Raw genomic sequence first — 12309 nt, forward strand, 5'->3', positions numbered from 1 at the left:
AGATCGCTGAAGAAGAGTGCGATCCGCGCCGGACCCGTGAGGAAGCGCTCGAGGCTTCGCGGGGTGCTTTCGCGGTCGCCACGATCGAACGTCAGGTTGCCATCCGAGTTCAGGTGAACTCGTTGATAGACGCGATCGAAGAAGGGGAAAGCAAACGAGAGCTCGAAGGCGCGAGTCTGGTCGTCGCCGATCACGACGCGCTCTCCGAGGGCGGCCTCGAGAGGGTCGCCTCCGCTTCGCACCCGATAGGCGCGCTCCCCAAGCCTCCCGAACTCGAGCGAGCGGCCATGCAGGTCGAACGGATTTGCTTCGGCGATGACGGTCCCGTCGTCGTTCATCACGATGAGGTCGCCGACGATCTCGAGGCGGGCCCCCGCCCGAAGCGGCCTCCCGAGTCCTCGATCGGTTCGCTCGTCGAAGAAGCGATGCTTGGCGACCTCGAGCCTCGCGCGCCCGGGAAACGTCCCGCACAGAGCCGACTCCCGGAGCTCCGCAGATGCGGAGCTCGACACCAGAAGCACCACGAACGCAAGAACCGGTCTCGATCGACCGCCTCTCCGTTTAGACCGAATCGAGCTCAGGACCACGACACTTACTCCCGTAACGTTCGGGATGAGCCTATGAGCCCTGAGATTCCCATGGCGAAAAGCCAAACGAAAAAGCCTCCTTCAAAGGAGGCGACGATTTTGGGGGACCGCCCAGACGATAACTGTGGCCAATGCAGAGGCAGGGTTTGCATACTTTCTTACTTTAATTATACGACCAGCTCTCCTTCACCGATCGGCGAAGCCGCGGCGGCGACGGAGACTCTTTCGTGCGGCGATCGCGAAAAACCCGAGCGCGCTCGCAACCAACCCCAGGAGAGTCGGGTTCGCGATTCCAAGACCGCGCCCGCCGGTGAGCAGATGCGTCGCCACTAGCACCGGGACTCCTGTCAGTATCGCCGCGAATGCGTGGGCCCGCCCCACGTTTCTCGAATGGAGAGAAGCCACAACCGGCACGAAAAGGCTCACGCTCAGAAGTGCATAGAAAATCGAAAGCGTCTGGATGACGCTCTCGAACAAGAGGGCAATACCGATCCCGAGGAGCCCACCCGCGACCGCCGCGAAGCGCGCCACTCGCAGCACCTCGGCGTCACCGGCGCTCGGTCGCAGGAACCGTCCATAGAGATCGCGGGCCAAGGAGGTCGCCAGCATGAAGAGAATCGCATCGGCCGAGCTCACTTCCGCCGAGAAGATCGCAGCCAGACCCAGACTTCCGAGCGCGAGCGGCATTCGCTCCACGAGAAGGGTAGGCAGCGCGAGATCGTCGCTGGAGAGTTCGGGAAAATGGACACGTGCCACCATGCCGAGAAGAGGCGGTAAGAACGCGAACAGCAGCAAGGCGAAGCCCGCGAGCGACACCGCCAGCCGCACCGTCCTCTCGTCACGGGCTCCGTAGACTTTCTGCAGCAGACCCGGCGAGACGATGAAAGCCGGGACGAGGAGCGCCACATAGCGTGCCGCCGGCACTCCACCTTCCCAGACATCCAACCGGATCGGATCGATCGCCGCGAGCCCTCCAATGGATCCGAGAGCCACTGGGACGGCAATCACGAAACCAATTCCGAGCACGGCGAGCTGAACGAGGTTCACCCAAGCGGAGGACAGAAGGCCGCCGGCAGTGAAATAGGCGGTCATTACCACTCCGCCCATGAGGCACCCCCAGGTTTTGGGAACCCCGGCCACCGCTTCGAGCACTCGGGCAACGGCGAGAAGCTGTGCTGCCAGAACGAAGAGCGTGCCGACCCACAGGAGGCTCGATACCACGAAGCGAACGGCGCTGCCGTAGCGAAGCTCGAGCAGATCCCCGACGGTCTGGAGGTCGTGCTCCTTGGCGACGCGCCAGATCCTGGGGCCTACCCACCAGCCGAGAGCGAGCGTGCCGATTCCCGCCGAGCCCACCCACCACCATGCGGAAAGGCCGCGCGAGTAGCCGAGAGCGGCCGCACCCACCGTCGAGCCGGCGCCGATGTTTGCCGCCAGAAGGGTCGAGAACAGCAGCACGGGACCCAGATTTCGGCCGGCGACGAAGAAAGCACCCGTGGTCCGGACCCATCGCCCAATCACGGCGCCGAGGAGGACGAGGACTGTCGAGTAGACGACGATGGAGACGAGGTGGGGGCTCAACGCAGCCAGGAACGCCGATGGACGAGGATGCTCCCGCCTTCGGCAAGGCTACGGCGGGCAGGCGCCGTTGCCAGGCCCTTCCTCGCTGCGCCACGCATGATCGGCGCATTCTGCGCGCCATGCCACCCGGAGTGCAAGCCGACTCATGGGATATGCTCTGCGCGATGCATTCGCTCGATTTCTGAGTACGAAACGATGGAGCAGGCCACCACCCTCGTGCTGATGGCTAGTGCGGCATTCTGTCTCCCGCTGCTCTCCACTCGCCTCTTCGTTCCCGCGGTCGTGCTCGAGCTTCTTTTCGGCATCCTGATCGGTCCCGTAACCGGGTGGGTGTCGGGGACGGAGCTCGTCGATCTGCTCGCCGAGCTCGGTCTTTTTCTGCTCATGTTCCTCGCCGGTTTCGAGATCGACTTTCGCGCCCTCGAGCAGCAGGGACACACCCGGCTCGCGATGCTTCTCGTCGTGTTTCTGCTCACGCTCGGCGTGGCCCAGTGGTGCACGATTCATCTGGGTCTCGATGCCTTCATGACTCTCGTTCTGGCTACGACATCCGTCGGACTGGTCGTTCCCACGCTCCGGAGCACTCGGCGCACGTTCACGCGACTCGGGCAGTACATCCTCGTTTCGGCAGTATTTGCCGACTTCCTCACGCTCGTGCTGGTGGCAATGTTCGCTCTCGTCGAGCGGCACGGCTTTGGTATCGAGCTCCTCAAGATGCCGACGCTTTTCATCGCCATCACCTTCGTGCTCCGCACCCTGAGGCTGGCCGTCTGGTGGTACCCTCACCGATTCCGCCGCCTGTTTTCCGCCGACGACCCCGAAGAGCTGGGCATAAGGGCCAGCCTCGCCCTCATGCTCGCTTTCGTCGGGCTTTCGACAGCGCTCGACGTCGAGCCCATTCTGGGGGCATTTCTCGCGGGAACGGTGTTCGCGCTGGTGTTTCGTAACCCGGGTCATCTCCAGGAGCAGCTGAGCGGTTTTTCCTATGGCTTCCTCATCCCGATCTTCTTCATCAACGTGGGACTCCGGTTCGAGATCACGTTGCTCGAGAGTGCTCAAGTGCTCACGCGGGCGCTGGTCGTCATCCTGGTCGCTTTCGGCGTGAAGATCCTGCCCAGCCTGGTTTTCATGGTTCGCGGCCTCTCTTTTCGCGAGGCATTCGCCGCCGGCGTATTGCTTTCCGCCCGCCTGAGCCTCATCATTGCCGTCGCCACCGTGGGTGTCGAGCTTGGACTTCTGTCGCTCGAAGATCGCGCCATCGCGATTCTTCTGGCGGCCGTCACCGCTACCTCTGCCCCAACCCTGTTTCGTGCCCTCGCGCCGCCTCTCCCCCCGAGGACGACAGCCGACGCAGCAGGCTAAGGAAAACGCGATCACAGGTCCTGCCGCGGCATCGAGCACTGTAGTAGAATTCCAGGTCGACAAGGAGGTACTCATGTCCTACGCCACCTCACGTCGGTCCTTCCTCGTTCATCTGGGCGCTTCCGCCGCCGTGGTCCGAGCCGGGTTTCACGGAACGAGCGAAGCTCTCGCCGAAACCTCCTTGGACGGCGAGCCCTACTGGCAGCTCGTTCGCTCCCAGTTCTCGTTTCGCGAAGAGAAAGTTCCGATGAACGCCGCGAACCTCTGCCCGTCGCCACGAGCCGTCGCCGAGCGGGTTACCGAGCTCACCCAGGACATCGACCGCGATTGCTCCTTCAACAACCGGGCGAAGTTCAGGGATCTGCTCGAGGCCTCTCGCGCCAAAGTGGCGAAGCAGCTCCGCGTGAGCGAGGACGAGATTGCCCTGGTGCGCAACACGAGCGAGGCCAACAACACCGTGAACAATGGCCTGAAACTCGCCGAAGGCGATGAGATTCTGCTCTGGGACCAGAACCATCCGACCAACAACGTCGCCTGGGACGTGCGCGCTGCTCGGTACGGGCTCGTGGTCAAACGAGTTTCGACACCGACCGCGCCGCAGACGGCGTCCGAGCTTGCCGACGTCTTTTCCCAGTCGTTCACGACCCGAACGAAAGTCCTCGCGGTCACCCACGTCTCGAACGTCAGCGGAATCCGGCTGCCCGTTCGGGAGCTCACCGCCCGGGCGCATGAGCGCGGCATCTACGTGCACGTCGACGGCGCGCAGACCTGGGGCGCGCTCGACCTCGACCTGCGCGAGATCGGCTGCGACTCGTATTCCGCCTCGGCCCACAAGTGGTTCATGGGTCCCAAGGAAGCCGGGATTCTTTACGTGAAGGAGGAGAACGTCCCCCGGATCTGGCCCAATGTCGTGGCACCGGGCTGGGGCGACGACGTCGACCCCGATCCCAAGGGGGCACGCAAGTTCGAATCGCTCGGCCAGAGAGACGACGGCTGTCTGGCAGCCATCGGAACCACCGCGGACTTCCACGACTCGATCGGCGTCTCCCGGGTCGAGGCTCGGGTAGTTGCCCTGGCGACGTCGTTGAAGAACGGACTCGCCGAAGCCGGCTTCACCCTCGTGACTCCTCGCGATCCCGAGCTTTCCGGCGGCGTGTGCATCGTCGCCGTCGACCGAGACAAGCGCGGGGGAGCGGTCGACCGCCTGTACCACGAGCACGGGATCGCCGGATCGACTTCGGGCGGGTTGAGACTCTGCCCGCACGTCTACAACACGATGGAGCATGTGGAGCGAGCCGTCGCTGGGGCGAAGGCGATTCTCGCGTAATCGCGGTGCCGTTTTTCCCGAGCCCGGTGAGCCAGGGGACGCGTGTGGCCAGGATGAGTGCTTTCGAAGCCAAGACTCACTTCGGAGCGTTGCTGGACCGCGTGGCCAAAGGCGAGGAGGTCGTCATCACTCGCCACGACAGACCGGTCGCTCGGATGATACCGGAAGGTGCGCAGCGGCTCGAAGAGGTTCGCCGGGCGGTGGCTGGCCTGCGCGAGTTGCAGCAGCGGATCCGCCGGAGAGCCAAGGCAAGGCTCTCTGACCGCGAGGCCCGCTCTGCCATCCACAAAAAAGGCAGATCATAGAGCCCGGTAGAGTGTAGTATCGGAACCTCGCGAGCCCAGGAGGCGTTCATGCTCAACCCAGGTGACACCGCCCCGCCCTTCGAGGTCTTGGACCACACAGGCAAGACTGTAAGACTGGAGGACTTCCGGGGAAAGCACGTCGTGCTCTGGTTTTTCCCCAAGGCTGACACCCCTGGGTGAACAGTCGAGGGTCGCGGGTTCCGCGACCATCTCTCAAGCTACGAAGAAAGAAACGCCCGGGTCCTAGGAATCAGCTTCGACACTCCCCCCGACAACCGCGCGTTCGCGGAGAAATTCGATTTCAACTTCCCCCTTCTCTGTGATACGACGCGCTCGGTCGGAATGGCCTACGGTGCGTGCGACAGCAAGGATGCGAAATCCGCGAAGCGTATCAGCTACCTCATCGGGCCAGACGGCGTGATCGTGAAAGCCTATCGGAAGGTGGACGCCGCGCGACACGCCCAGGAGATTCTCGAAGACCTGTGACGACAGCGGCGCAAAGAGCAACGCCAGAGATCAATAAGCGCCCTTACGGCTCAAGACCGCGGGAACGGTCTTCAAGAGTATCTTGACATCCAGCCAGAGGGACCAATGATCGATGTACCAGAGATCCAACTGGATCCAACGGGCGAAGGCAACGTCGCTTCGTCCTTCGACCTGCCAGAGGCAGGTGATCCCCGGTTTGATGCTTAGGCGGCGTTTTTGCCACGCCTCGTAGCGCTCGACCTCCTCGGGAATCGGCGGTCGCGGACCCACGAGACTCATCTCCCCTCGCAGAACGTTGATGAGCTGGGGGAGCTCATCGAGACTCCAGCGGCGAAGGAATCGACCAACCCTCGTCACTCTCGGGTCCTCGGGGGTCTTGAAAACGGGCCCGTCGAGACGATTCAAGTGCTCGATTTCAGCTTTCTTCTCGTCGGCGCCATCCACCATCGATCGGAACTTCAAGCAGGTGAATCGCCGCCCTCCTAACCCGCATCTCTCCTGACGGAACAGAACCGGGCCCCTCGAAGTCAGTTTGATGAGAGCGGCTATCACCATGAGAACCGGAAGGATCCCCAGGAGGATCGTCGTAGTGAGCAGAAGATCCATCGAGCGTTTGACAACGAGGTCACGAGTCCCGTTCGTCGCCGTGACCGCGTGCACCAACGCGGCCTCCAGCCGGGGCGTGTGAAAACCCGGCTCAGCGGACGTCGGACTCGAGCTGCCTGGAGACGCTTCGCTCGCCAACATGTCTCCTATCGTCGCGGACTTGCCGGGCGGCTGACGCGAGTACGCCCTCGTGGAGACGCTCACCCGCGCCGCGAACTTTGATTGTCGACGTCTTTTCCAAGAGCGCTTCGAGAAGTTGCTCGTAGGCATCGGTCACGTGATTCCAGTCGTACTTCTCTCTAACGCGGGCGCGCGCCCGCTCCGCCAACCTCTGGAGAATCTCGGGCCGATCCAGGACCGTCTGCATCGTGCTCGCGAGCTCGTCGATGCTGGCGAGCGAAAAATACATTACCGTATCTGAAGCGACCTCGCGATTCTCGGGCGTATCGCTCACGAGGCAGCCGTCGCCCATACCCATTGCCTCCAGCAATGCCGGATGGGTGCCACCGACCTCGGTGGCGTGAACGTAGCAATCGGCATGGCTCATCAGCTCCCGGTAAGCCCTTCCGAATACGTAGCCGGTAAAGACGACCCGATCTCCGGCAATCTGCCTGAGCTTTCGCTTGTAGCTCGCCGCATAAGGCGCATCGCCCACGATTACGAGCCGGTGCTGGGTGCGAAGCCTTCCGAAGGCTTCGATTACGAGATGGGCATTGTTCTCGGGCTCGAGACGACTGACGTAGAGAAGGTACTTCCCCGCCTGCAGCCCAAATTGCTCCAAGGCTCCTACCGTCCGCGTCGGTTTCGTGGGCGCGCCGTAAGGGATGAACACGCTCGGTGTTCCATGAACCTCGCGATAATACTGCCGTACACATTCGGCGTCGGTGACGATCGTGTCGGCCAAATGACAGGCGGCCTTCTCCGCCAATCGGTAATAGCTCCGCGCAGCCCATCGCCATTTCTTCCGCTTCCAGTCCAGGCCGTCCACATTGAGCGCGACCTTTGCACCCGAAAGCTTGAGCAGGGGGACGAAGATGCTGTTCGCCGAGTTGCAGACGAGAGCGACGTCGAACCGCTCGGTCGTGGCGTGCATGGAGCTCAGGAAAGTATGGACGAGAGTATCCGTGTGCTTGCGACGAATGGTTGGTAGCACGACGAGGCGCACGTCGCGAAACCTGCGCAATTCCTTGGGTGTGTGATGAGAACGGCAGTAGACGGTGACTTCGTGGCCACGCGCCGCCATCCGGCACGAGAGCTCCTCGGCGAAAGTTTCGAAACCTCCGTAGCTCGCTGGGATCCCTCTGGTACCAAGAATGGCGACTTTCATCCGGTCGTGCGTGTATCGAGCTTAATGAAACTCTTCACGGCTAGCGCTTCAACTGGGCGCGGTTATCCTGACGCGGTCATTGCCTTCAAGGCTGCAGACTTCGATTCCTCCTGAATGTCCATCTCGAATGCCACTGGTTGTCGACGAAACCATCGGAGCATATCACGACCTTTCGCTCGTCTGCGAGACATGATTTGTCGGCGTTTCCCCCACGTCCTGCGGAAGTTCCGAGCCACGAAAAACAGACCGGGCAAGGAAGTCCTTTCGAACAACAGCACGTAACCCAGCACCTGGAGGTCGCGGAACAAGGAGGGGAAGAACAGCGTCACGAACTCGTAAGGAGTCTGGTTCTTGATCCGAAGCAGGAAACGGTTCTTGACCGAATGCATGTTGATCTCGCTTGGCAAGCTGCGACGTCTTTCCGGAAGCACTCTGCGCGAATGAAAGGCCACGGCGCGCGGAATGTACAGCGTTTTCCACCCGCGAAGCTGTGCCCGCCACGCCAGGTCGGCATCCTCCCGATAGGCAAAGAAGTCTTCGTCGAAGAACTCGCCATCGACAGCGACATCGTCCAACATGCTGCGAGCGTAGAGCGCCGCAGCGCCGCTCGCACCAAAAACGAACTGTGGCCGATCGAATTGACCCACATCGATTTGACCCGATCCTCGGTCCAGATGTCGCAGGTTGGGGCTCATGTAGATTCCGGTGCTGTCGAGAATCGGGGATGAGTCTTCGCCGGCGGGCCGGAGCAGTTTGCCGCTGGCGGTGCCCAGCCCCGCATGAAGTGTGAAACATTCCACTAACTCGGCCACGAAATCCGGCTCCATCACCACATCGGGGTTGAGCGCCAAATAATACTCCCCCCGGGTGAGGCGAATCGCCTGGTTGTGGGCGGCAGCGAAGCCTAGATTCCGCTCGTTGCTCGATAACCGAAGGGCGGTCGCCGAGGACCGGACGTGCTCCACGGTTCGATCTTTCGAGGCGTTGTCGATGACGACGACCTCGAGCGGCTCGTATGTCTGCGAATGAATCGACTCGAGACAATATCTGATCTCGTTTTCAGAATTGTACGTGACGATTCCGATACTGACAAGGGGTCTCGTGCTCAAAACGACTCTCTCAGAACGCGCCAGTAGGCGGCGAGCGCCTCGGCGCGACGCATCCCTCGCCGGGGAGCCTTGATGACGAGCGCGGTCATCCGTTCGAGCATGCCCAGGCGGATGAGACCCCGCAAGAGCCGCGATGCTGCGACACCATGATGCTTGTCGAAGAAACGCACGAGATTGCGGTACCAGATCTCGAGAAATTGCCCGTACTCGAGATGGTCCAGGCTGACTCCTCCGCGATGGAGAAAAGCGGCGCCGGGCACGAAGAAACACCGAAAACCCCCAACGCGTAGACGCCGGCACAGGTCCACATCCTCGAACCAGGCGGGAAAGAATGCCTCGTCGAAGAGACCCACGGCTTCGAAGGCGTCCCGTCGCACCAGCAGACACGCCCCGGCCAATTGATCGACCTCTGCGGTCTCGGAGAAAGAAAAGTCCAGCATGCGATGTCGACGGGTGACGGGGTTCCGGGGAAACAGTTTGTCCACCATCAAGACCTCGAAGACCGTGGACATCATCGTGGGAAAGGTCCGAACGTTGAATCCTCTCTGAGGTTGGCCGTCCGAGCCCAGGAGCTTGCCCCCGGCAGCAGCGGCTTCGGGATGTTCGTCCATGAAGCGGCACAGGTTTTCCAGCGCCGTTTCACCGACCTCGATGTCGCTATTGAGAAAGAGGACGTATTCGTTCCCGCTGTTGCGAAAGCCCTCGTTGGAAGCAGCGGCGAACCCCTGGTTGTGCGAAAGCTCGAACACTCTCACGGGAGGACCGAAGCGGCGCGCCACTTCGCCGCTGCCGTCGGCAGATCCGTTGTCGACGACGAGGACCTCGTAGGGACGCGCCGGGGCATGGTCGATGAGCGAAGCGAGACAGCGCTCGGTGTAACGTGAGGCATTCCAGGACACGATGACAACCGAAAGCGAGGGTTTCTTCGCCGAACGGCTCTGCGAGCCACCGGCTCTCGGGCCGGCATCCTGCGGGGACACTAGAAGGAACCTGGACCGGGCATCGCGACGAACGCGATGCTTGGCCCGCGAGAAGCTAGCACTTGGATGGGCAAATACCAAGTCAAGAAAATATATCGGTGTGGAGCCAAAGGATCAAGCGCAAATCCATCTATTCAAGAGGTTCCACGATCTCGAGCTCGAAACGAGCGAGCTTGACGGCAATCTGACGATCGTCGGCCACACCATAGACCTCGTTCGCGCGAATCGTCCATGCGTAGCGGAGCTCGACTTCGTTGAGCCCCTCCCTCCAGAAGGACGCCGGGACGGGAGCTCCCACCGTCTGCCAGCCTTCATTCAGTCCTAGTCGGGCGGCGATATGTCCATTCACCGACACGAAGACGACCTGCCTGCTCTGATCGGGATGAGAGCTCGGTTCCACCGTGACCCGAAGGCGGTAGTCGAACGGCTCGAACAGGGTGAAGAGCATCGTCGACTCGCCCCCTGACGACCATCGAAAGGTGGCGCCGTCCGATGAAGTTTCAGGAACGGACCAGCCACGTCCGATGAAGTACCGATCCTCCGGGGCCCCCACGTCGACGTCGAGGTTGTGATATTCGCGATGTCCATAGATCCAGTCGAAGCGCGAGGGGGCGGTTCCGTATTTCCAGGAAAACCACCAGTTGGCCGGGATGGAGCCCGGATGCCCTGCCAACTCGTAGAAGCGCCTCAACGCTCTTTCGGAAGCGTCAGAGAAGGCGAAGGTGCCCATCATCGGGATATCACCTCGCTTGACCTGTCCCGCCAGCAGGAAATTCCAGAAGACGAGCATCGTCATCGCCAGCGCGGCCAGGATTCTGGGGCTTCTGAGTAGAAGCTCCATCGATCCGCAGAATCCGAGGGCGAAAATCAGGAACGCCTCGGTCAACCGCCGGCTCCCGAAGGCATGGCCCGCATACCAGTCCCAAGTACTGCTGAGTAAATAGACCCCGGCGGCGAGCGTGAGAAACAGACCCGCGGCGAGGCGCCCGTCCTTCCGGAGCAGCACGAAGAGCCCGAGCACGGAAAGCAGAGCGGAAGGAGTCCAGGCAAAGAGCCCGTGGTTCGACGAGAACAAAAACTCTCCGATTCTCGGACTGTCCCAGTAGCGCAGCGTGAAACCACCGAGATCTCCCATGCGGAGAAACGAGCCTTCTCGCGAATAGAACAGGTTGTAGAGCAGCATCGGAGACGCGGCGACGAGAAAAGCTACGGCGACGAATACGGCACCAAGCCACCAACGCTTGGGAAACTTGCGATCGCGGACGCGAAATCGACGAAGGATCGCGCTCGCGACCGTTGCGAGCGGAGCGATCAAGAAGAAAACACCGTAGCGCTGCATGGATAGAACGAGGCCGGCGGCGACCCCGAGCATGATCCACCGTGAGGCGGTGGGCGCTTCGCGTACTCTGAGCCAGGCCAGTAGAAAGAAGCTTACGACGGCGGCCGCCGTGGCGTGAGGCATCGACGGTTCCTGGACCGTGTACCAGAGCAGCGTCGAGCTGAGCCACAGGACCCCGATGGAAACCGCGGCGAGGAGGGGAGCGAAATAGCGCTTGCAGGCCAGGTACGAGATCACGACCGCGACGAAACCCCATAACAGGCCGCTCAGACAGACCGCATTGACGTACGGATAGCTGTAACCGTCGGCGGGTATCTCGGAGCCGAACGAGCGGGCTAACAGTACCAGCCAATGAATGGCAAGAAACGCCGGCGTCCAAAAGAGCGCCGGACCCGGCTCGTTACTCGGGTCCGGGCTCTTGCCCAGCGCCCGGGCGCTCTCGGCGATGACTTGGAACTTCGCCGGAACGAACTCCGCGAACTCGTTGGTGAGATCGAGATCGCCATCGATCACGAGCGATCGCACGTAAATGAAGTTGATGACGCCGTCTCCACCGAGTCTCCCGCCGTATCCGTTGAACAGGAAGAAGACGAGCAAGAAGAACGCGATCACGACCAGACCGGGAAAGCCGAGTCCGTCTAGCCAACGGCCGGGTCGCCACCAGTCATGGATCTCGACGGATCGATCGGAGCGTCCGCGGTTTCGCCAAACCCGATAGGCGAGAAGAGCCAGGAGCACGAGCAGAACCGGTGCGACGCCGTCAGCCGATAACTGGAATTCGATCCACGGCAGGCCATAGCGGCGGAAAACCGCAAGAAGGAGAAGGTGTAGGGAGAGCGCCGCGCCCGCAACCTCGACCAGCGCCTCCACTCGCGAGATTCGCGCGCTCATCGGCAGGGCGTCGTGGACGAGGGGTCGAATCGCAACCGAAGCGTCGCCGCCTGATTCACTGGTTGACGCGAGAGTCTAACACACGTTCTAGCTTTGCTGGCCAGGACGCATTCTGATAGGCTTTCCATCTCATTCGCTATCTCCGCGCGCCTCGTATTGGGTAGCGGTGGAGTGTGTTTCGAAGGAGTCGTGGGGAATGGTAAGTCATGCGTCAGCGAATCGATGGATTGGTTGGGCTACGTCGATACCGATGGTGATTCTGGCGGCACTCGGCGCGGCACAGCAACAGGAACAGCCCACAGGAGACAGTCCTCCCTATCGTCCTACCTCGGAAGAGCGCGCCCGCATCGAGAAGGAGCTGGCGGAAGCCGAAGATAGGATTCCGGCGCCCCAAACCGACTCCGCAGGG

General features: G+C 61.7%; 11 protein-coding genes. 4 read left to right on the plus strand and 7 right to left on the minus strand.

The features are described 5' to 3' along the window. The coding region (locus tag VEK15_08015) for a hypothetical protein (protein HXV60623.1) at positions 1–524 on the minus strand (524 nt) is incomplete at its 3' end. 249 nt (positions 525–773) lie between these two features. Next, the gene (locus VEK15_08020) at positions 774–2168 is read right to left on the minus strand and encodes a sodium:solute symporter family protein (protein ID HXV60624.1); all 1395 of its coding nucleotides are present in this window, start codon (positions 2166–2168) and stop codon (positions 774–776) included. A gap of 195 nt (positions 2169–2363) precedes the next feature. On the opposite strand from VEK15_08020, the gene VEK15_08025 reads away from it, so the two are divergent. From VEK15_08025 to VEK15_08040, 4 genes are all read left to right on the plus strand, one after another. After that, positions 2364–3530 carry a cation:proton antiporter gene (locus VEK15_08025; GenBank protein HXV60625.1) on the plus strand — a complete coding sequence of 389 codons (1167 nt, stop codon included), beginning with the start codon at positions 2364–2366 and terminating at the stop codon, positions 3528–3530. A 73-nt stretch (positions 3531–3603) separates the two neighbouring features. Then, positions 3604–4857, plus strand: a complete 1254-nt coding sequence (locus tag VEK15_08030) for an aminotransferase class V-fold PLP-dependent enzyme (protein ID HXV60626.1) — start codon at positions 3604–3606, stop codon at positions 4855–4857. Between the two features lie 53 nt (positions 4858–4910). Next, positions 4911–5162: a type II toxin-antitoxin system prevent-host-death family antitoxin gene (locus tag VEK15_08035; GenBank protein ID HXV60627.1), complete on the plus strand. Its 252-nt coding sequence runs from the start codon at positions 4911–4913 to the stop codon at positions 5160–5162. Between the two features lie 48 nt (positions 5163–5210). Beyond that, positions 5211–5648, plus strand: a complete 438-nt coding sequence (locus VEK15_08040; protein ID HXV60628.1) for a peroxiredoxin — start codon at positions 5211–5213, stop codon at positions 5646–5648. A 30-nt stretch (positions 5649–5678) separates the two neighbouring features. Here VEK15_08040 and VEK15_08045 read toward each other — a convergent pair whose 3' ends face one another. The 5 genes from VEK15_08045 to VEK15_08065 form a co-directional block, all read right to left on the minus strand. Then, positions 5679–6395 carry a sugar transferase gene (locus VEK15_08045; protein ID HXV60629.1) on the minus strand — a complete coding sequence of 239 codons (717 nt, stop codon included), beginning with the start codon at positions 6393–6395 and terminating at the stop codon, positions 5679–5681. Next, positions 6346–7581, minus strand: a complete 1236-nt coding sequence (locus VEK15_08050) for a DUF1972 domain-containing protein (protein HXV60630.1) — start codon at positions 7579–7581, stop codon at positions 6346–6348. The genes VEK15_08045 and VEK15_08050 overlap by 50 nt, the downstream gene beginning before the upstream one ends. Before the next feature lie 62 nt (positions 7582–7643). Next, entirely contained in the window at positions 7644–8690 is a 1047-nt protein-coding gene (locus tag VEK15_08055; GenBank protein ID HXV60631.1) for a glycosyltransferase family 2 protein, read from the minus strand. Beyond that, the gene (locus VEK15_08060) at positions 8687–9670 is read right to left on the minus strand and encodes a glycosyltransferase family 2 protein (GenBank protein HXV60632.1); all 984 of its coding nucleotides are present in this window, start codon (positions 9668–9670) and stop codon (positions 8687–8689) included. Before VEK15_08060 ends, VEK15_08055 begins: the two co-directional genes overlap by 4 nt. 130 nt (positions 9671–9800) lie before the next feature. Continuing rightward, on the minus strand, positions 9801–11900 hold the full coding sequence (locus VEK15_08065; protein HXV60633.1) for a hypothetical protein: 2100 nt from the start codon (positions 11898–11900) through the stop codon (positions 9801–9803). Between the last annotated feature and the right edge of the window lie 409 nt (positions 11901–12309).

The sequence above is a fragment of the Vicinamibacteria bacterium genome (assembly GCA_035620555.1).
Lineage (GTDB): Bacteria > Acidobacteriota > Vicinamibacteria > Marinacidobacterales > SMYC01 > DASPGQ01.